Genomic DNA, 19433 nt, shown 5'->3' with positions numbered 1-19433 from the left:
CTCAGTGCGCCCCGCGCGCCTGGGCGACGCGGTGCACGACGAATGCGATGATCGCGCCGAGTACCAGGCCGACCACGCCGTTCAGCGCCGCCGCGACCAGCCAGCCGAGCGCGCCGCCGACCCCCGGCACCGCGTGCTCCACCGCCTCGGACGCGTGGTGGATGGCGTGGGCGGGCGCGGCGAAGCCGAGCACCTCCGCGCCGTGGGTGATGATCCCGCCGCCCACCCACACCATCGCCGCGGTGCCGATGATGGCGAGCGCGGACATCAGCACCGGCACGCCCTTCACCAGCCCGCGACCGATCGCCTGCGCCACCGCCGACCCGCGCTGCGCCAGGTACAGGCCGACGTCGTCGGCCTTCACGATCAGCGCCACCACGCCGTAGACTCCCGCGGTGATCGCGACCGCGACCAGCACCAGCGTCACCGCCTGCGCCAGCAGCGTCTGGTCCGCCACCTCGTTCAGCGCGATCGCCATGATCTCCGCCGACAGGATGAAGTCGGTACGGATCGCGCCCGACACCTTCTCCTGCTCCAGCGCTACCGGATCGGTGGTGGCGGTCTCCTCCGCGGCGTGGCCGTGGCCGGACAGCGCCTCGATCACCTTCTCCGCCCCCTCGAAGCAGAGAAAGGCGCCGCCCACCATCAGCAGCGGCGTGATCGCCCACGGCGCGAAGGCGCTGAGGATCAGCGCGGCGGGCAGGAGGAACAGCAACTTGTTGCGGATCGAGCCGAGCGCGATCTTGCCGATGATCGGCAGTTCGCGCTGCGGCGACAGGCCGACGACATAGCGCGGCGTCACCGCGGTATCGTCGACCACCACGCCCGCGGCCTTCGTTCCCGCCTTCGCCGCGGCGGCGCCGACGTCGTCCAGGCTCGCCGCAGCCAGCCGCGTCAGCCCCGCGATGTCGTCCAGCAGCGCGACCAATCCGCTTGCCATGTTCCTGCGATCCCCCTGTGTTCCGGTCTAGCCGTCCGCCAGCCCGATGCCGATCGACGCGCGCGCCGCCTCCGCCTCGTTGCTGGCGACCGGATAGGCGCAGTAGTCGGCGGCGTAATAGGCACTGGGCCGGTGGTTGCCGGACCAGCCGATGCCGCCGAACGGCAGCGACGAGGACGCGCCGTTGGTGGGCTTGTTCCAATTCACGATACCCGCGCGCACGTTCGCCCAGAACCGGTCGTACAGCGCGGGGGTCTGCGAGACGAGCGAGGCGGACAGGCCGTAGCGCGTGTCGTTGGCGTGCGCGATGGCCGCGTCGAAATCGTCGGTGCGGATCACCTGCAGCAGCGGGCCGAACAGCTCGATATCGGGACGATCGGTCGCGTCGGTCACGTCGATGATGCCGGGGGTGAGGAAGGGGCGGGAGGGGTCGGGCCGCGCCATGTGGCGCAGCGGGCGGCCGCCCTTCATCATCAGCGCGAGGAAGCTCTCCGTCAGCCCGTCCGCGGTCTCGTTGTCGATCACCGGCCCCATGAACGGTGCCGGCTTGTCGTGCGGCGCGCCGACGATCAGCCGCCCGGCGATGCGGCACAGCTCGTCCAGCAGCGCGGGCGCGATCCGGTCCTCCACGATCAGCCGCCGCGCCGCGGTACAGCGCTGGCCCGCGGTGGTGAACGCGGACTGGATCACCAGCGTGGCCGCGGCGTGCAGGTCCGGCGTATCCCACACGACGATCGGGTTGTTGCCTCCCATCTCCAGCGCCAGGATCTTCTCCGGCCGATCGGCGAAGGCGCGGTTCAAAGCGATACCGGTGCGCGCCGATCCGGTGAAGAGCAGCCCGTCGATATCCTCGTGCGCGGCCAGCGCCTTGCCTTCCGCGGGGCCGCCGACCACCAGCCGCACCGTCTCCTCCGGCACGCCCGCGGCTTGGAGGCAGTCGACGAGGAAGGCGCCCGTCGCCGGCGTCTTCTCCGACGGCTTGAACACCACCGCATTGCCCGCGATCAGCGCGGGCACGATGTGGCCGTTGGGCAGGTGCGCCGGGAAATTGTAGGGGCCGAGCACCGCCAGCACGCCGTGCGGCTTGTGACGCAGCGCCATGCGGCTGTTCATCGGCGCCTCCACGCGCCGCTGCGGCGTCCGCTCGGCATAGGCGGCGATCGAGATGTCCACCTTGGCGACGACGCTCTCGACCTCGGTCTTCGCCTCCCACAACGGCTTGCCCGTCTCGCGTGCGATCAGGTCCGCGAAGGCGTCCGCGCGCTGGCGCACCACGTTGGCGAAGCGCCGCATCGTCTCGACGCGGTAGGCCAGCGCCTGCGTCGCCCATAGCGCGAAGCCGTCCCGCGCGGTCGCGACCTCGAGATACACGTCGCTCGTCGGCGCGCGCCACAATGCCGCGCCGGTCGCGGGTTCGTACGAGATCAGCTCCGCCATGATCCGTCCTTAGCCGCGGGAACGGGGCGGAAGAAAGGGGGCGTCGCGCGGGCGGCGCCCCTCTGGCGCGACGCGCCGCCGCGTGGCACGGCACGATGGTGTCGAGCATCGCGCCGCCCGCCCCGTTGACCCGCAGTCTGGGCGTCGCCGGCGTCCTGTTCCTCACGCTCTCCGTCACGACCCCGGCTTCGTCCGTCTTCGTCATCGTCCCGGGAATGCTCCAGGTGGCGGGGACGGGCGCGGTGCTGGCGACGATCGCGGCGGCGCTCGTCTGCGTCGCGACGGCCTATCTCTATGCCGAGCTGTCCTCCGCGTGGCCGGTGGCGGGCGGCGAGTATGTGATGGTCGCGCGCACGCTCGGGCCCCTTGCCGGATTCGTGATGCTGGGCGTCAACGTCTTCAACAACCTGCTCTTCCTGCCGGTTGCCGGTCTCGGTATCCGCGAGGTGCTGGCCGGCGTGTGGCCGGGGCTGCCGCAGGTGCCCGTCGCGATGGCGGTGGTCGCGGGCTGCACCCTGGTGGCGCTGCTGAACATCCGCATCAACGCGTGGATCACCGGCATCTTCCTTGCCGTGGAGGTGGCCGCGCTCGCGCTCGTCGCCACGCTCGGGCTGATGGAGGGCACGCGCAACCCGGTCGCGTTCCTCGCCGCACCGATGACGCCGTCCGGCGCGCCGGCGTCGCTCACGGACCTCGGAGTCGCCGCCTCGATCGCGATCTTCGCCTTCAACGGCTATGGCGTGGCGGTGTATTTCGGCGAGGAGATGCACGAGGCGCCACGGCGCATCGCGAAGGCGGTCACGGCGGCGCTGGCGCTCACGCTGGTGCTGGAAGGGGTGCCGCTGGTGGCCGCCCTGATGGGGGCTGCGGATCTGCCCGCGCTGCTCGCCTCGGGCGACCCGTTCGGCCTGCTGGTGCGGCAGGCGGTGGGGGCGGAGGCGGGCGGATGGGTCGCCGCCGGCGTGGCGATCGCGATCGTCAACGCGATCATCGCCTGGGTGCTCGCCTGCGCACGCTTCTTCTACGCCACCGGGCGCGACGGCACCTGGGGCCGGCCGGTCGACCGCTGGCTGACCAGCATCCACCCGCGGCTCGGCAGCCCGTGGATCGGCACGCTGATGGTCGGCGGTACGGGGATGGCGCTGTGCGTCCTGCCGCTGCGCCTGCTAAAGGTGTGGAGCGGCGCCGGGCTGATCGCGATCTACGCCGGGCTGGCGATGGCGGCGATCGCCGGGCGGCGGGGCGGGGCGACGGCGCATGCGCGCTACCGCATGCCGCTCTATCCGCTGGCGCCGGCGGTCACGCTGATCGCGCTCGCCGGGATCGCCTGCGCGACGTGGCTCGATCCGGAAGACGGCCGGCCGGCGATGCTGGCGACGGCAGCGCAGGTCGCGCTCGCCGCCGCCTATTACCTCCTGGTCCTGCGCCGTCGCGGGTGGACGGCGCAGGCCTGACAGATCACGCCGGCTCGAACCGGTCGTCACCCTCCAGCACGCGCAGCTTGCCGTCCTTGATGGCGAAGACCGCGCCGTGCAGCTGCAGCTCGCCGGCCTCGACCCGCTCCTTCACGAAGGGGAAGGTCATCAGGTTCTTCAGCGAGGTCCGCACGCCTTCCTGTTCCAGTGCGGTCTGCCCTTCCTCGCCCTGTCCGTGCGCGGCGATCACCTTCTCGCGCGCCTCGTCCAGCAGGCTGATCCACGACGCGACGAACCCGCCCTCGCCGGGTGCCGCGTCCTTCAGATTGCCGGCGAGCGCCGCCTTCACGCCGCCGCACGCGCCGTGGCCGAGCACGACGATCTCGCTGACCTTCAGCACCGTGACGGCGAACTCCAGCGCCGCGGAGACGCCGTGCAGGCCGCCGCCGGTCTCGAACGGCGGCACCAGGTTGGCGACGTTGCGCACCACGAAGATTTCGCCCGGGCGGCTGCCGAAGATGGTAGCGGGCTCGACCCGGCTGTCGGAACAGGCGATCACCATGACGCGGGGCGACTGCCCCTCCGCCAGTTCGGCCCAGCGCTCCCGCTCCTCCAGCCACTCGGTGCCGCGAAAGCGGTAGTAGCCGTCGATCAGGTCGGAAAAGTTGCTCACGGTCGAAGATCCCTTTCGTTGTTTCGCGCAGCCGCAGACGCTATCTGCGCGGCATGAACGACATGACCTCGATCAAAGCTCCCGATCTGCCGCGCCGCGAGCGCAAGCCCGACTGGATCCGCGTGAAGGCGCCGACCTCCGCCGGCTTCGCCGCCACCCGCGCGCTGATGCGGTCGAAGAGCCTGACCACGGTGTGCGAGGAGGCCGCATGTCCCAACATCGGTGAGTGCTGGTCGAAGAAGCACGCGACCGTCATGATCCTGGGCGACACGTGCACCCGCGCCTGCGCCTTCTGCAACGTGAAGACGGGAATGCCGCGCGCGGTCGACCCGATGGAGCCGCAGAACGTGGCCGACGCGGCGGTGCAGATGGGGTTGGAGCATATCGTCATCACATCGGTCGACCGCGACGACCTGCCCGATGGCGGCGCCGGCCAGTTCGTGAAGGTGATCGAGGCGGTACGTCGCGCGAGCCCGGTCACGACGATCGAGATCCTGACGCCCGACTTCCGCAACAAGCACGAGCGCGCCGTGGAGGCGATCGTGGCGGCGCGCCCCGACGTCTACAACCATAATCTCGAGACGGTGCCACGGCTGTACCCGACGATCCGGCCGGGTGCGCGCTACTATGCCTCGCTGCGGCTGCTGGAGGCGGTGAAGAAGCTGGACCCGTCGATCTTCACGAAGTCCGGCGTGATGCTGGGGTTGGGCGAGGAGCGGCTGGAGGTGCACCAGGTGATGGACGACATGCGCTCTGCCGGCATCGATTTCCTGACGATGGGACAGTATCTGCAACCCACGCCGCGGCACGCCAAGGTGCGCGACTTCGTCACCCCGGCGGCGTTCGACGCCTATGCCGCGATCGCGCGGGCGAAGGGCTTCCTGCTGGTGGCGTCCTCGCCGCTGACCCGGTCGAGCTATCACGCCGGCGACGATTTCGCGAAGATGCGCGCGGCGCGCGAGGCGCAGCTGGCGCGTGCCTAAGCATTCGGAAACGCGGGCGCTGCCCTACACGCCCGAACAGATGTTCGACCTGGTCGCCGATGTGCGCCGCTATCCCGAGTTCCTCCCCTGGGTCTCGGCGATGCGGGTGCGCAAGGAGACGCCGGACGAGGCGCTGGCGGACATGATCGTCGGCTTCAAGGGCCTGCGCGAGACGTTCACCAGCAAGGTGGCGAAGCAGCGGCCGGACAGCGTGCGCGTCGATTACGTCGACGGGCCGCTGAAGTACCTGCACAACGACTGGCGCTTCCGCTCCGACGGGAAGGGCGGCTGCCTGGTCGATTTCACCGTCGATTTCGCGTTCAAGAACCGGATGTTCGAGATGCTGGCAGGGCAGGTCTTCGGCCTCGCGCTGCGGCGCATGATCGGCGCGTTCGAGGAGCGCGCGGCGGTGCTCTACGCCGCATCCGGATCGGGCAGCAGCAGTTCCAGCGCGCACAGCGCGGCCTGAAGCCGGATCCCGCCCCGACCCAGGTCGCCGAACATCCTCTTGTCGGCGACCACGTCGGACGGATCGCCGCCGCGCTCGGCGCGGGCGAAGACGACGGTGCCGACCGGCTTCTTCTCGCTGCCGCCACCCGGCCCGGCGACGCCCGTGATCGCCACCGCCACGTCCGCGCTGGTGGCCTTCAGCGCGCCCTGCGCCATGCTCCAGGCCACCGCGATCGAAACCGCGCCGAACGTGTCGAGCACGTCGTTGCTGACCGACAGCAGCCGCGCCTTGGCCTCGTTCGAGTAGGTGACGAGGCTCGCTTCCAGCACGTCGGAGGAGCCGGGGATCTCCGTCAGCGCGGCGCTGACCAGCCCGCCGGTGCAGCTCTCCGCCACGGCGATGCGGCGCCCGCGGGCGCGGTTCTCCTCCACCACGCGGCGAGCGGCGTCGATCAGCCGGTCGGGAAGCACCGCGTCGCTCATCGGCTGGCCGCTGGGCAGACGGGCAGGTCGGGAATGTCGCTGCGTCCGCCGCGCACCCGCTCCGCCTTCAGATATTGCAGCGTCGCGGCGACGATGCCCGCGGTGTTGCGCGCCGGCAGCGGCTCCAGCAGCGTCACGAGCCGGTCGAGCGTGGGGCAGTCCGCCGGCTGGATCTGCCCGGTGACCTGCGGCGCGACCAGCGAGGTGACGAGCGGCCGGGCGAGGTTGCTCTGCAACAGCGGCGCGAGCTGCGGGTCGGTCAGCTTGCCCAGCGCGGTGCGCGCGGATGGCCAGGCGCGATCGGCCTCGGCGTCGTAACGGGTCAGGAAGTCGCTCGACGGCCGGCGCAGCAGGCTGGCGGCGGGCAGGGCGGCACACACGCGGCCGGCGCTGCGGATCACCTCGGGCAGGGCGACCTGCACGATCGCCTCCGCCTCCATGCTGGTGAGGCAGCGGGTCTGCGCCGACGCCGGTGTCGTCATGACGGCGGCGGCGGCCCACAGGGCAGGAAGGGGCGTGGGCAGCCTCATGCGGCGGGGAGCCTGACGGTCGCCACTGCCTGCGCCGCGATCCCCTCGCCGCGGCCGGTGAAGCCCAGCTTCTCTGTCGTCGTGGCCTTCACGCTGACACGATCGGTCGTGAGGCCGAGAAGTTCCGCGATCCGCGCCTGCATCGCCGTGCGGTGCGGGCCGATCTTCGGTGCCTCGCACATCAGCGTCAGGTCCACGAAGGTGACGCGGCCGCCCTTCGCCTCGACCAGACCGCGCGCGTGCGACAGGAATTGACCCGATTCGGCGCCGCGCCATCGCGGATCGCTGGGCGGAAAATGCGTGCCGATGTCGCCCGCCGCGATGGTGCCGAGCACCGCGTCGGTGATGGCGTGGAGCGCGACGTCGGCGTCGCTGTGGCCGGACAGGCCCCGGTGGTGCGGGATCCGCACCCCGCCGAGCCATAATTCCTCGCCGTCCTCCAGCCGGTGGACGTCGAAGCCGCTGGCGGAGCGGGTTTCCATCGCGACCCGCGCCTCCGCGGCGGCGAAGTCGGCGGGGTAGGTGACCTTCTCGAGCATCGTGTCCCCTTCGACCAGCGCCACCGAGCCGCCCGCGGCGCGCACCATCTGCGCGTCGTCGGTCGCCTCGCCACCCTGCCATCCGCCGTGCGCGCGCGCCAGCGCGGGCGCACGGAAGGCCTGCGGCGTCTGAACGCGGCGAAGCGCGGCGCGGTCCACGGGCGTCCCGTCCTGGGACACCAGGGTGTCGGGTACGGGCAGCACCGGCACCGCGCCGTCGTGCGTGTCGAGCGCGGCGAGCAGGCGGTCGATCACCGCCGGCGAGAGGAAGGGGCGGGCGGCGTCGTGGATCAGGATTCGGTCGGCACCGGCGGCGGCATCCAGTCCGGCGCGCACGCTGTCCTGGCGCCGCGCGCCGCCGGTGACGTGGCGCGCGCCGGGAAGGGCGGCGGCGAGCATCGCCTCCTGCCCCGCGCCGATCACGACGATCACCTCGTCCACCGCGGAATGCGCGGCAAGCGTCGCGTGACTCCAGGCCACCATGGGGCGGCCGGCCAGGGGCGCGAATTGCTTGGGCAGCGCGGAACCGCTGCGCTCGCCTTTGCCGGCGGCGACGATGAGGGCGACCGTGGTCATGGCGCCGCGCCTAGCCCGTCCGGCGCTCGCTTGCCAGTCCAGCCGCCATCGGGTATCTGCCCGTTTTTCAGGCAGTATCGATGCGCACCCTCTCACCCATCCATATCGGTCCGGTCCGGATCGACCAGCCCGTCGTGCTAGCGCCCATGACCGGCGTCACCGACCAGCCGTTTCGCACGCTCGTCCGCCGCTACGGCTCCGGACTGAACGTGACGGAGATGATCGCGAGCCAGGCTGCGATCCGCGAGACGCGCCAGTCGTTGCAGAAGGCGATGTGGCACCTGAGCGAGGAGCCGGTGTCGATGCAGCTGGTCGGCTGCACGCCCTATGAGATGGGTGAGGCGGCGAAGCTGGCGCGCGACAAGGGCGCGGCGATCATCGACATCAACATGGGCTGCCCGGTCCGCAAGGTGACCAACGGTGACGCCGGCTCGGCGCTGATGCGCGACCTGAAGCTCGCCGCGTCGCTGATCGAGGCGGTGGTGAAGGCCACCGACGCGCCCACCACGCTGAAGATGCGGATGGGCTGGGATCTCGACAGCCTGAACGCGCCCGAGCTGGCAAGGATCGCGCAGGACCTGGGCGTCGCGATGGTGACGGTCCACGGCCGCACCCGCAACCAGATGTACAAGGGGCAGGCCGACTGGCGCTTCATCGCGCGGGTGAAGGAGGCGGTGACGATCCCGGTCATCGCCAACGGCGACATCTGCTCGATCGAGGATGCCGCGGCGGCGCTGGAACAGTCCGGCGCGGACGGGATCATGATCGGGCGCGGGGCGTACGGGCGGCCGTGGCTGCTCGATCAGGTGATGCGCTGGTTCGCCACCGGGGAGCGCGTGGCCGATCCGTCGCTCGACGAACAATATCGCGCGATCAGCGAGCATTACGAGGCGATGCTGAGCCACTATGGCATCGTCACCGGGGTCAACATGGCGCGCAAGCATATCGGCTGGTACACCAAGGGGCTGACCGGATCGGCCGATTTCCGCAACAAGGTGAACCAGGAACCCGATCCGGCGCGGGTGAAGGCGATGCTCGCCGAATTCTACGCTCCCTATCGGCTGAAGGCCGCGGCGTGATGCTGACGACGCGGTTCGGCGCCGGCGGGCCGGACGAGGCGGAGCTGCTCGCCGCGCTGCCGGTCGCGCTGCTGGTGATCGATCCAGAGGGGCGCATCGCCCGGGCCAACGCGGCGTGCGAGACGCTGTTGAACCGGTCCGAGCGTTCGCTGCGCGGCCATGCCGTCGCCGACGTCCTCCGCCTGCCCGAGCCGGAGTCGCGGCACGACGGGCACGCCGTCACCGCCTTCGATGCCGACGTGGCCACCTCGCGCGGGCCGGTCAGGGTCGACATCGTCGAGGCGGCGGTGCCCGACCGGCCGGGCTGGCGCACGGTGACGCTCCACAATGCCGCCGCCCGCCGCCTGAACCACGATCGCGCCGCCGCGGCGCGCAGCGCGGTGGGGGCGGCGGCGATGCTGGCGCACGAGATCAAGAACCCGCTGTCGAGCATCCGCGGCGCGGCGCAGCTGATTGCCGACGGCGCGGACGCCGCCGACCTGACGCGGCTGATGATCGCCGAGGTCGATCGCGTCGTCTCGTTGATCGACCACATGGAGGGGTTCACCGACACGCGTCCCCGCGACGTGGCGCCGCTGAACATCTACCCGCTGCTCACCCACGCCCGCGACGTGGCGCTGGCCGGCTTCGCGCGCGGCATCGCGATCGAGGAGCGCTACGATCCCTCGCTGCCTCGCGCACTCGGCAATGGCGACGCGCTGCTGCAAGTATTGTTGAACCTGCTGAAGAACGCGGCCCATGCGCTTGGATCAATTGGTGAACGGCGCATCACGCTCGCCACTGCCTATCGTCACGGCATCACCGTCGCGCGCGCGAGCGGCCAGCCGCGCGTCGCGCTGCCGATCGAGATCTGCGTGATCGATACCGGGCCGGGTGCCCCGGCGGACATCGCCGATCACCTGTTCGACCCCTTCGTGTCGAGCCGGCCGGAGGGGAAGGGGCTGGGCCTGGCGCTGGTGGACAAGCTGATCCGCGACATGGGCGGCATGATCCAATATTCGCGCGAGGGGAGCCCGCACGTGACCGTCTTTCGCATCCTCCTGCCGCGGGCCGGTTCGTGACCGGCGCGGATGCCACGGGCAGCGTGCTGCTGGTCGACGACGACGATGCGGTGCGCGTCGTCGTCGCGCAGGCGCTGCGGCGGTCGGGACACCGCGTGCGCACCGCGGCCAGCCTGGCCGAGCTGGAGCGGGAGCTGGTCGCGCACCCGCCGGACGTCCTCGTCACCGACGTGGTGCTGCCCGACGGCGATGGCATCGAGCGGGTGGGCAAGGTGTTGCAGGCGCGGCCCGACATGCCGGTGATCGTCCTGTCGGCGCGCAACACGCTGACCACCGCGGTGCGCGCCAATGAGGCCGGCGCCTATGATTACCTGCCCAAGCCTTTCGACCTCGACACGCTGACCCGCACCGTCGCCGCCGCCTTGGCGCGACGCGGCGGCGGTGCGGCGGCCGAGCCGCGCGGCGAGGACCTGCCGCTGATCGGCCGCTCGCCCGCGATGCAGGAGGTGTATCGCGTGATCGCCCGCGTCGTCTCCAACGACCTGACCGTGCTGGTCTCCGGCGAATCCGGCACGGGCAAGGAGCTGGTCGCGCGCGCGATCCACGACCTGGGCGGGCGGCGCGCGGCGCCGTTCGTGCCGATCAACATGGCCGCCATTCCGCGCGAGCTGATCGAGGCGGAGCTGTTCGGGCACGAGCGCGGTGCCTTCACCGGCGCGGCGCAGCGCAACGCCGGCCGCTTCGAGCAGGCGGCGGGCGGCACGCTGTTCCTCGACGAGATCGGCGACATGCCGATCGAGGCGCAGACGCGGCTGCTGCGCGTGCTGCAATCGGGCGAGTTCACCACCGTGGGCGGCGCGCGCACGATCCGCGCCGACGTGCGCATCGTCGCGGCGACCAACCGCGACCTCGCCGGCGCGGTCTCCTCCGGTCAGTTTCGCGAGGACCTCTACTACCGGCTCGCCGTCGTACCGATCGTGCTGCCCGCGCTGCGCGAGCGGCGGGACGACGTCGCGGAACTCGCGCGTCATTTCCTCGAGAAGGCGGCGGACGCGGGGCTGCCGCGCAAGACGCTGGACGCCGCCGCGGTGACGGTGCTGGAGGCGCACGACTGGCCGGGCAACGTGCGTGAACTGGAGAACCTGATGCGCCGTCTCGCCGCGCTCAGTCGCGACGAACACGTCGGCGCGGCCGAGGTGCAGTCGATGATCGGCCGCAGCGGGGCCGCATCGGCGGAGCCCGCCGACATCGGCATCGACGCCGCCATCCGCGCGCTGATCGACCGGCTGGCACGGCACGATCCGCGCGCGCTGGATGACGGCACGCTCTACGACCGTGTCATCGGCGAGGTGGAGCGACCGCTGATCGAGGCGATGCTGGCGCGCCATGGCGGCAACCAGCTGCGCGCCGCGCGGGCGATCGGCCTCAACCGCAACACGCTGCGCAAGCGGCTGGACGTGCTGGGGATCGACCCGCTGGCGCGTCCGTCCGCCGCGAACGAGGGCTGACCGGCGAGAATATGTGTTCTCGCTGCAACACTCTTGTTGTAGCGGGAGGGGGATGAGCGCGATCACCGCGACAGAACCGGCCACTTCCCCGCGCCCGCCGCGGACGGTGGTGCGGCCGTGGATCGAGCTGGCGGTGGTCGGCATCGCCATCGCGGTGGTGGTGGGCACCTATTTCGTCGTGCAGGACGAGGCGGGCGCGCAGCTGCTGGCGCCGCAAACGGTGGCGCTGCTGCTGGTGGCGAACCTGGTCGCCGGCATCGTGCTGATGATCCTGTACGGTCGCCGTGTGGCGCACAAGCGGGCCGCGCGGTCCCCGGTGGGCGGGGAGGGGCGGCTGCACGTGCGGCTGATGCTGCTGTTCTCCTCGGTCGCGGCGGTGCCGGCGATCATCGTCACCATCTTCGCCTCGCTACTGTTCCAGTACGGCGCCTTGTTCTGGTATTCCGACCGCGCGCGCGGCGTGTTCGAGAACGCGACCTCGCTGACGCGCGCCTCCTACGATCAGATCCTGCAACGCTGGGACGAGGCGACGGTGACGATGGCGGACGACCTGTCCGCCTTCCTGCGCGAGCAGCCGATCGACAGCCCAGGCTTCGCCGATTTCTTTGGCCGCCAGGTCTATTTCCGCAGCCTGTCCGAGGGCGCGCTGCTCGCGATCAATCCGCGCGGCGGGTTGCAGACCCTCGCGATCGTGAACCCGTACGAGGCGGACATCGGCCGGCTGGTGACGCCGCAGGCGCTGGCGCAGCTGAACGACACGAAGCGCAGCACCGTGATCGTCACGGGCGATCGCATCCAGGTGTTCACGCGCCTGCCCGGTGCGGAGCGCGTCTATCTCTACGCCGCGCGCGTGACCGATCCCAAGGAGATGACGACGCAGACCGCGCGGGCGGAGGCAGCGCTGCGCAACTACCGCCAGCTGCTGGTCCGTGCCCGCTCGCTCCAGCTCCGTTTCAACGCCGCGCTGCTGATCGTCTCGCTGCTGATCGTCGCCGCCGCGGTGTGGATCGCGCTGGCCGTGGCGGACCGGCTGGTGCGACCGGTCGGCGAGCTGGTGCAGGCGGCGCGCCGGGTGGAGGGCGGCGACCTGTCGGCGCGGGTGGAGGAGACGCCGGAGCGCGACGAGCTGGGCGTCCTGTCCAACGCCTTCAACAGCATGACGTCGCAGCTGCAGGCGCAGAACGCGGCGCTGGTGACCGCCAACGAAGCCGCGGACAGTCGTCGCAAGATCATCGAGGCGGTGATGTCCGGCGTGTCCGCCGGCGTCGTCTCGATTGCCGAGGACGGCTCTGTCCGCCTCATCAACAGCTCGGCGGAGACGCTGCTGGGGCTCGAAGCCTCGCCGATCGGACAGCCGCTCGGCGCCGTCTCGCCCGAACTGGCGCAGGTCCTGGCGGGCGGGCAGCGCGACGCCACGGTGCAGGCCACGATCCGCGGCGAGGCGCGCACCTTCGCCGTGCGCGTGACGCGCGACGGGGCGGGACCGATCCTCACCTTCGACGACATCACGCAGCAGCTGACCGACCAGCGCCGCGCCGCGTGGGCCGACGTGGCGCGCCGGATCGCCCACGAGATCAAGAACCCCCTGACGCCGATCCAGCTGGCGGCGGAGCGGCTCCAGCGCCGCTACGGCGGAAAGATCGAGGAGGGCGACACCACCTTCTCGCGGCTGACGTCGACCATCGTGCGCCAGGTCGGCGACCTGCGCCGCATGGTCGACGAGTTCAGCAGTTTCGCGCGGATGCCCAAACCGGTGTTCCGTGCGGAGTCGCTGGTCGACATCGCCCGGCAGACGATGTTCCTGCACGAGGTGGCCCATCCCGGCATCCGCTTCGCGATCGAGCACGAGGAACCCGGCCCGACGCTGGTCTGCGACCGCCGACAATTGGGGCAGGCGCTGACGAACATCGTCAAGAACGCAGTGGAAGCCGTGGAGGAGGCAGACGAATCCGAGGGGTCGATCACGATGAGCCTGATCGAGCAGGATGACCGAGTGGTGATCGCCGTTGCCGATTCCGGCGTCGGCCTGCCGGTGGAGCGCGACCGCATCGTCGAGCCGTACATGACGACGCGGGCGAGGGGGACGGGGCTGGGCCTCGCCATCGTGAAGAAGATCGTCGAAGAACATATGGGAACGATCGCGTTCGCCGATCGCCCGGGGAGGGGAACCATCGTAACGCTGTCGTTCGATGCCGGCCTGCTTGCAGGCATGGCGGAGGGCGGCGACCCCGCAACGGACGGCGACGATCGCACGATCGCCGCGCTGACCAGGAACCGGATCTGAACTGACATGGCGATCGACATCCTCGTCGTCGACGACGAACTCGACATCCGCGAACTCGTGGCCGGCGTGCTGGAGGACGAAGGGTATGAGACCCGCATGGCGGGCGACAGCGATGCCGCGCTGGACGCCATCGCCACGCGCCGGCCGAGCCTGGTGCTGCTCGACGTATGGCTGCAGGGGTCGCGGCTCGACGGGCTGGACCTGCTGGAGGAGATCAAGCGCCGCGATCCGTCGATTCCGGTGCTGGTGATCTCGGGTCACGGCACGCTCGACACCGCGGTGGCGGCGATCCGCAAGGGCGCGGCCGACTTCATCGAGAAGCCGTTCCAGGCCGAGCGGCTGCTGCTGATGGTGGAGCGCGCGACGGAGACCGAGCGGCTGCGCGCCGAAGTCGCCTCGCTGCAGAAGGCGGCGGGTCGCGCGGTCGATCTGACCGGCAGCTCCACCGCGATCAACGCGGTGCGCGCGACGCTGAAGCGCGTGGCGGGCACGGGCAGCCGCGTGCTCATCATGGGGCCGGCGGGCGTCGGCAAGGAGGTGGCGGCGCGTCTGCTCCACGGCTGGAGCCAACGCGCGCACGCCAATTTCGTCATCGCCTCCACCGCCGGCATGGCGCCCGAGCGAGTGGAGGAGGACCTGTTCGGCGTGGAGGAGGGGGGCGACCTCGTCCGCACCGGGCTGCTGGAACAGGCGCACGGCGGCACCTTGTTCCTCGACGAGATCGCCGACATGCCCGCCGCGACCCAGGCGCGCATCCTGCGCGTGCTGACCGACCAGAGCTTCACGCGCGTCGGCGGCACCCGGGTGGTGAAGGTCGACGTCCGTGTCGTGTCCGCGACCGCGCGCGACCTGGCGCTGGAGATCGCCGAGGGGCGGTTCCGCGAGGACCTGTTCTACCGGCTCAACGTCGTCCCCGTCACCATCCCGCCCCTGGCCGAGCGGCGCGAGGACATTCCCGCGGTGGTGGAGCATTTCGTCGCCCATTACGCCGCGGAGCGCCGGGTGCCCACGCCGGAGATCGCCACCGACGCGCTGGTGGCGCTGCAATCCTACGACTGGCCCGGCAACGTGCGCGAGCTGCGCAACGTGGTGGAGCGCACGATCATCCTGGCGCCGGGCGACCGCATCGGGCGGATCGACATCGACCTGCTGCCGGCCGAGATCCTCGGTTCGCCCGACGCGGGCACCGGCACCAGCGCGATCATGGGCGCCCCCCTGCGCGAGGCGCGCGAGACGTTCGAGCGCGAGTATCTGCGCGTGCAGATCCGCCGCTTCTCCGGCAACATCAGCCGTACGGCGAGCTTCATCGGCATGGAACGCTCCGCGCTCCACCGGAAGCTGAAGCTGCTCGGCATCACCGAAACGCGCGAGGAATGACGCCGACAACCCGCGCCGCGCTGGCCGCCGACCTGTCGCAGCTGGGGCTCCACCCCGGCGACACGGTGATGGCGCACGCCGGAATGCGGAGCGTCGGCCCGCTGCTGAACGGGCCGGACGCACTGATCGGCGCGATCCGCGACGTGATCGGCGAGGCCGGCACGCTGATGGCCTATGTCGGCTGGGACACGCTGCACGACGATCTGCTGGACGGCGACGGCTGCGTGCTGCCGGCGTGGCGCGAGCACGTGCCCGGCTTCGATCCCGCCGCCAGTCGCGCCACGCGGCTGAACGGCGCCTTCGCCGAGTTCGTGCGGACGACGCCCGGCGCCGTTCGCAGCGCCAACCCGGGCATGTCGATGGCCGCGATCGGGGCGAAGGCGGCCTGGCTCACCGCCGATCATCCGCAGGACTATGGCTGCGGCGAGGGATCGCCGCTGGCGAAGCTGGTCGAGGCGGGCGGGCGCGTGCTGATGGTCGGCGCACCGCACGACACCTGTACCCTGCTGCATCTGGCCGAGCATCGGGCCCGCGTGCCGGGCAAGCGCATCCTCTCCTACGAGGTGCCGTTCGCCGAACCGGGCGGGGTGCGCTGGCGGCGGATCGAGGAGTTCGACACCAGCGAGCCCTGCGTGGACGGCATGCCGGAGGATCTGTTCCAGCGGATCGTCGATGCCTATCTCGCGACGGGCGAGGGGTGGCGTGGCCCGGTGGGGCAGGCGCAGGCGACGCTGGTCGATGCCGGCCCGCTGCTCGCCTTCGCCATCGCCGCCATCGAGCGCGACCACGGCGCGCTGGACGCGGGCGCGGCGGAACAATAACCTTGCCGGGTCGCTTCGAGCGGCTCTCTTCCGACGCCGGCAACGGCGCACCACGCGGGGAACCTCCCGCCAAAAATAAGGACGAAGAACGATGGCCGACAAGCAGACCTCGCTGCAGGACCTCTTCCTCAACGCGCTGCGCAAATCGAAGACGCCGGTGACGATGTTCCTCGTCAAGGGCGTGAAGCTCCAGGGCATCGTCACCTGGTTCGACAATTTCTCCGTCCTGCTGCGCCGCGACGGCCAGTCGCAGCTGATCTACAAGCACGCGATCTCGACCATCATGCCCGCCGGGCCGATGGACCTCGCCGGCATCGTCGGGCAGCCCGGCGAAACGAAGAAGCAGCCGCTGCTGCAGGACATCTTCCTGTCCGCGGTGCGCAAGTCCGAGGACCCGGTAACGATGTTCCTCGTCAACGGCGTCATGCTGCAGGGCGCGATCGCATCGTTCGACCTGTTCTGCATGCTGCTCCAGCGCGACGGCATGGTGCAGCTGGTCTACAAGCATGCCGTGTCGACGATCCAGCCGTCGCGCCCGCTGAACCTGGCCGAGGAGCAGGCGGGCGAGCAGGGCGAGGCGGAGGACTGAGGCCGGCATGAGCACCGGCTTCGAGCGCGATCGCGACGACGTCGCGCGGGGTGCCCGCGCAATCGTCGTCTACCCCGACCTGGGCGGCTCGTCGCGCGATGCGGAAGCGCGGCTGGAGGAGACCGCCGGGCTGGCCGAGGCGATCGGCGTCGTCGTGGTCGACCGCATCTCATTCCGCGTGCGCACGCCGCGCGCGGCGACGCTGATCGGCTCCGGCCAGATCGAAGACTTGGCCGCGCGGACGCGGATGGAGGAGGCCGCGCTGGTCGTCGTCGACGGCAACCTGACGCCGATCCAGCAACGCAACTTGGAGACGGCGCTGGAGGCGAAGGTCATCGACCGGACGGGCCTGATCCTCGAGATCTTCGGCGAGCGCGCCGCGACCGCTGAGGGGCGGTTGCAGGTCGAGCTGGCGCACCTCGATTATCAGTCCGGCCGGCTGGTGCGCAGCTGGACCCACCTGGAGCGGCAGCGCGGCGGCTTCGGCTTCCTCGGCGGTCCCGGCGAGACGCAGATCGAGGCCGACCGACGCCTGATCCGCGACCGCATGGCGCGCCTGCGCCGCGAACTGGAGCAGGTCACGCGGACTCGCGGGCTGCATCGCGAGCGGCGCCAGCGCGCGCCATGGCCGGTGATCGCGCTGGTGGGCTATACCAACGCGGGAAAGTCGACGCTCTTCAACCGCGTGACGGGAAGTGACGTCATGGCGGAGGACCTGCTGTTCGCCACGCTGGACCCCACGCTGCGCCAGATCAGCCTGCCCGGCATCGACAAGGCTATTCTCTCCGACACGGTGGGCTTCGTCAGCGAGCTGCCGACGCAGCTGGTCGCCGCGTTCAAGGCGACGCTGGAGGAGGTGGTCTCCGCCGACCTGCTGATCCACGTGCGCGACGTCGCGCACCCCGACAGCGCGGCGCAGAAGGCGGACGTGGAGGCGGTGCTGGCGGAGGTCGGCGTGGCGGAGACGACGCCGCGGATGGAGGCGTGGAACAAGCTCGACCTGCTTCACGGCGATGCACGCGACGAGCTGCTGGCCGAGGCGGCGCGGCGCGACGACGTGGTCGCCATCTCCGCGCTGACGGGGGAGGGCGTCGACACGCTGTTCCGCGACGTCGCCGACCTGCTCACCGCGGGGCATCAGCGCTACGCGATCACGCTGGATGCGGGCGACGGGGCGGGGGCGGCGTGGCTCCATGCCAACGGCGAAGTGCTGTCGCAGGACGTGGACAGCGACCGCGTCCACTACGAGGTGCGCATGGCGCCGCGCGATTACGAGCGGTTCGCAACGCGGTGAGGATCAGTCGGGGTCGCGATCGCAGCGGATGACGGTGTCGGGCAGGGTGACCCAATGGTGCCGCCGGCTGTGATACACGGAGATCTCGGGCGGCGCGAAGCCGGGATCGGCGAACCCGCCGACCGCGACGGACACGGTGCCGGCCACGCCGTCCTCGGTGTGGAACAGGTTGGTGCCGCAGCGCGGGCAGAAGCGGAAGGTGAAGGTGGCGCCCGCATCGCCCGTCCGTCGATACTCGGACGCGGCGCCCTCGACGGTCCATGGCGCGGCGAAGGTCGCCAGTGCGGCGAAGACGCTGCCGGTGCGGCGCTGGCAATCGAGGCAGTGGCAGATGCCGATGCCGAGCGGCTCGCCCGCAACCGCGATCGACAGGTCGCCGCACGAGCAGGCGGCACGGCGGGTCACTTCACCCGCTGCCACAGCGCCTCCTGTTCATCCAGCGAGCGTGAGGCGAAGCCGTCGTCCAGTGCCTCCATCGCGCGGAAACGGCGCTCGAACTTGGCGTTCGCGTGGCGCAGCGCGGCCTCGGCATCGACGCCCTGGTGGCGAGCCCAGTTGACGACGGCGAAGAGCAGGTCACCGATCTCCTCGGCGCGATCGACCGGCGTCGCGGCCGCTTCCACCTCGGCCAGCTCTTCGTGGATCTTCGCGCGCGGTCCGCTGGCGTCGGGCCAGTCGAAGCCGGTTCGCGCCGCGCGCTTCTGCAGCTTTTCCGCGCGCAGCAGCGCCGGCAGGCCGATGGCTACCCCGTCGAGCGCGCTGGTCGCGCCCTTGCCGGCGCGCTCGGCCGCCTTCACGTCTTCCCAACGGTGATGCCCGCCGTCGTCCGCGCCACGGAAGATGTGGGGGTGGCGGCGCTCCATCTTGTCGCTGATGGCGTCGACGACGTCGGGCAGTGCGAACATCCCGGCTTCCTCGGCGATGCGGCTGTGGAACACCACTTGCAGCAACAGGTCGCCGAGTTCGTCCTTCAGGTCGTCAGCGTCCTCGCGCGCGATCGCGTCGGCGACCTCATAGGCTTCCTCGATCGTGTAGGGCGCGATCGTCGAGAAGGTCTGCGCGCGATCCCACTCGCAACCGTCGTCGCCACGCAGGCGCGCCATGATGTCGACCAGCCGCCCGATCATCGGAGGAGACTTCCGATACACATGCAATTGTTGCCGCCAGTTAGAAAAGACATATTCTCCGCCAGATAGAAATGACACTCGCGGTGGCAGCGGGGGCAGCGTGGAGCCCCCCAAGCAGCGCAGCGATGCCCCCGCTGAGGCGGTGACGTGGCGGCTCTTGCGGCCTCGGATCCGCTGCGACAGCAGCGGGCTCGTTCACGTCGGCGAACGGCCGCGCACGCTAATTGCAAAATACCGGAGCCCATGCATGACTTCCTGAGAATGGGCAATTCGCCGTTCGGCGAGATGCGGAGGTGTAGCGATCAGTCTGATCCTACACGATAGGCG

General features: G+C 70.8%; 19 protein-coding genes. 11 read left to right on the top strand and 8 right to left on the bottom strand.

The genetic code is table 11. The features are described 5' to 3' along the window. Position 1 precedes the first annotated feature (1 nt). Both HBH26_RS00175 and astD read right to left on the bottom strand, forming a co-directional pair. Positions 2–940 (bottom strand): DUF808 domain-containing protein, encoded by a 939-nt coding sequence (locus HBH26_RS00175; protein WP_168132548.1) that lies wholly within the window; start codon positions 938–940, stop codon positions 2–4. Between the two features lie 27 nt (positions 941–967). After that, positions 968–2380, bottom strand: coding sequence for a succinylglutamate-semialdehyde dehydrogenase (gene astD, locus HBH26_RS00170; protein WP_168133022.1), 1413 nt, complete (start codon positions 2378–2380; stop codon positions 968–970). A 122-nt stretch (positions 2381–2502) separates the two neighbouring features. Between astD and HBH26_RS00165 the strand changes: the two genes are divergently transcribed. Further along, a complete protein-coding gene (locus tag HBH26_RS00165) occupies positions 2503–3831 on the top strand; it encodes an APC family permease (RefSeq protein WP_239024485.1) in 1329 nt (442 codons plus the stop codon). Between the two features lie 4 nt (positions 3832–3835). Here HBH26_RS00165 and HBH26_RS00160 read toward each other — a convergent pair whose 3' ends face one another. Then, positions 3836–4465: a carbonic anhydrase gene (locus HBH26_RS00160; protein ID WP_168132546.1), complete on the bottom strand. Its 630-nt coding sequence runs from the start codon at positions 4463–4465 to the stop codon at positions 3836–3838. A gap of 53 nt (positions 4466–4518) precedes the next feature. Between HBH26_RS00160 and lipA the strand changes: the two genes are divergently transcribed. Further along, positions 4519–5448 carry a lipoyl synthase gene (lipA, locus tag HBH26_RS00155; protein ID WP_168132545.1) on the top strand — a complete coding sequence of 310 codons (930 nt, stop codon included), beginning with the start codon at positions 4519–4521 and terminating at the stop codon, positions 5446–5448. After that, entirely contained in the window at positions 5441–5917 is a 477-nt protein-coding gene (locus HBH26_RS00150) for an SRPBCC family protein (protein ID WP_168132544.1), read from the top strand. Before lipA ends, HBH26_RS00150 begins: the two co-directional genes overlap by 8 nt. On the opposite strand, the gene HBH26_RS00145 is transcribed toward HBH26_RS00150, so the two are convergent. The 3 genes from HBH26_RS00145 to HBH26_RS00135 are packed head-to-tail and all read right to left on the bottom strand — an operon-like array spanning position 5863 to position 8026. Beyond that, positions 5863–6381 carry a CinA family protein gene (locus HBH26_RS00145; protein WP_168132543.1) on the bottom strand — a complete coding sequence of 173 codons (519 nt, stop codon included), beginning with the start codon at positions 6379–6381 and terminating at the stop codon, positions 5863–5865. The genes HBH26_RS00150 and HBH26_RS00145 overlap by 55 nt on opposite strands. Continuing rightward, positions 6378–6911 (bottom strand): hypothetical protein, encoded by a 534-nt coding sequence (locus tag HBH26_RS00140; protein WP_209308244.1) that lies wholly within the window; start codon positions 6909–6911, stop codon positions 6378–6380. The genes HBH26_RS00145 and HBH26_RS00140 overlap by 4 nt, the downstream gene beginning before the upstream one ends. After that, a complete protein-coding gene (locus tag HBH26_RS00135) occupies positions 6908–8026 on the bottom strand; it encodes a bifunctional 2-C-methyl-D-erythritol 4-phosphate cytidylyltransferase/2-C-methyl-D-erythritol 2,4-cyclodiphosphate synthase (protein ID WP_168132542.1) in 1119 nt (372 codons plus the stop codon). The genes HBH26_RS00140 and HBH26_RS00135 overlap by 4 nt, the downstream gene beginning before the upstream one ends. 80 nt (positions 8027–8106) lie before the next feature. On the opposite strand from HBH26_RS00135, the gene dusB reads away from it, so the two are divergent. The 8 genes from dusB to hflX all read left to right on the top strand — a co-directional run bounded on the left by dusB (position 8107) and on the right by hflX (position 17979). After that, the gene (gene dusB, locus HBH26_RS00130; RefSeq protein ID WP_168132541.1) at positions 8107–9105 is read left to right on the top strand and encodes a tRNA dihydrouridine synthase DusB; all 999 of its coding nucleotides are present in this window, start codon (positions 8107–8109) and stop codon (positions 9103–9105) included. Continuing rightward, positions 9105–10166, top strand: coding sequence for a two-component system sensor histidine kinase NtrB (locus HBH26_RS00125; RefSeq protein WP_168133020.1), 1062 nt, complete (start codon positions 9105–9107; stop codon positions 10164–10166). The genes dusB and HBH26_RS00125 overlap by 1 nt, the downstream gene beginning before the upstream one ends. Further along, complete coding sequence (gene ntrC, locus HBH26_RS00120) at positions 10163–11614, top strand: nitrogen regulation protein NR(I) (protein WP_168132540.1); 1452 nt, start codon at positions 10163–10165, stop codon at positions 11612–11614. Before HBH26_RS00125 ends, ntrC begins: the two co-directional genes overlap by 4 nt. A 52-nt stretch (positions 11615–11666) precedes the next feature. Continuing rightward, on the top strand, positions 11667–13898 hold the full coding sequence (locus HBH26_RS00115) for a sensor histidine kinase (protein ID WP_168132539.1): 2232 nt from the start codon (positions 11667–11669) through the stop codon (positions 13896–13898). A gap of 6 nt (positions 13899–13904) precedes the next feature. Further along, on the top strand, positions 13905–15275 hold the full coding sequence (gene ntrX, locus HBH26_RS00110; protein ID WP_168132538.1) for a nitrogen assimilation response regulator NtrX: 1371 nt from the start codon (positions 13905–13907) through the stop codon (positions 15273–15275). After that, a complete protein-coding gene (aac(3), locus tag HBH26_RS00105; protein WP_168132537.1) occupies positions 15272–16096 on the top strand; it encodes an aminoglycoside 3-N-acetyltransferase in 825 nt (274 codons plus the stop codon). The genes ntrX and aac(3) overlap by 4 nt, the downstream gene beginning before the upstream one ends. 91 nt (positions 16097–16187) lie before the next feature. Then, on the top strand, positions 16188–16685 hold the full coding sequence (hfq, locus tag HBH26_RS00100; protein WP_168132536.1) for an RNA chaperone Hfq: 498 nt from the start codon (positions 16188–16190) through the stop codon (positions 16683–16685). A gap of 7 nt (positions 16686–16692) precedes the next feature. After that, the gene (gene hflX / locus HBH26_RS00095) at positions 16693–17979 is read left to right on the top strand and encodes a GTPase HflX (RefSeq protein WP_168132535.1); all 1287 of its coding nucleotides are present in this window, start codon (positions 16693–16695) and stop codon (positions 17977–17979) included. Between the two features lie 3 nt (positions 17980–17982). On the opposite strand, the gene HBH26_RS00090 is transcribed toward hflX, so the two are convergent. Next, positions 17983–18399: a GFA family protein gene (locus tag HBH26_RS00090; RefSeq protein WP_338057190.1), complete on the bottom strand. Its 417-nt coding sequence runs from the start codon at positions 18397–18399 to the stop codon at positions 17983–17985. After that, positions 18381–19106, bottom strand: a complete 726-nt coding sequence (mazG, locus tag HBH26_RS00085; protein WP_168132534.1) for a nucleoside triphosphate pyrophosphohydrolase — start codon at positions 19104–19106, stop codon at positions 18381–18383. Before mazG ends, HBH26_RS00090 begins: the two co-directional genes overlap by 19 nt. Between the last annotated feature and the right edge of the window lie 327 nt (positions 19107–19433).

This window comes from Sphingomonas corticis, assembly GCF_012035195.1.
Classification (GTDB): Bacteria; Pseudomonadota; Alphaproteobacteria; order Sphingomonadales; family Sphingomonadaceae; genus Sphingomonas; species Sphingomonas corticis.
This window is presented reverse-complemented; position numbering and strand designations above follow the sequence as displayed.

What these genes read in the sequence shown, in the direction of transcription:
- HBH26_RS00175 (WP_168132548.1), bottom strand. Translation starts at nt 940, where the DNA reads ATGGCAAGCGGATTGGTCGCGCTGCTGGACGACATCGCGGGGCTGACG.
- lipA (WP_168132545.1), top strand. Translation starts at nt 4,519, where the DNA reads ATGAACGACATGACCTCGATCAAAGCTCCCGATCTGCCGCGCCGCGAG.
- HBH26_RS00145 (WP_168132543.1), bottom strand. Translation starts at nt 6,381, where the DNA reads ATGAGCGACGCGGTGCTTCCCGACCGGCTGATCGACGCCGCTCGCCGC.
- HBH26_RS00140 (WP_209308244.1), bottom strand. Translation starts at nt 6,911, where the DNA reads ATGAGGCTGCCCACGCCCCTTCCTGCCCTGTGGGCCGCCGCCGCCGTC.
- HBH26_RS00135 (WP_168132542.1), bottom strand. Translation starts at nt 8,026, where the DNA reads ATGACCACGGTCGCCCTCATCGTCGCCGCCGGCAAAGGCGAGCGCAGC.
- dusB (WP_168132541.1), top strand. Translation starts at nt 8,107, where the DNA reads ATGCGCACCCTCTCACCCATCCATATCGGTCCGGTCCGGATCGACCAG.
- HBH26_RS00125 (WP_168133020.1), top strand. Translation starts at nt 9,105, where the DNA reads ATGCTGACGACGCGGTTCGGCGCCGGCGGGCCGGACGAGGCGGAGCTG.
- HBH26_RS00115 (WP_168132539.1), top strand. Translation starts at nt 11,667, where the DNA reads ATGAGCGCGATCACCGCGACAGAACCGGCCACTTCCCCGCGCCCGCCG.
- ntrX (WP_168132538.1), top strand. Translation starts at nt 13,905, where the DNA reads ATGGCGATCGACATCCTCGTCGTCGACGACGAACTCGACATCCGCGAA.
- hfq (WP_168132536.1), top strand. Translation starts at nt 16,188, where the DNA reads ATGGCCGACAAGCAGACCTCGCTGCAGGACCTCTTCCTCAACGCGCTG.
- hflX (WP_168132535.1), top strand. Translation starts at nt 16,693, where the DNA reads ATGAGCACCGGCTTCGAGCGCGATCGCGACGACGTCGCGCGGGGTGCC.
- mazG (WP_168132534.1), bottom strand. Translation starts at nt 19,106, where the DNA reads ATGATCGGGCGGCTGGTCGACATCATGGCGCGCCTGCGTGGCGACGAC.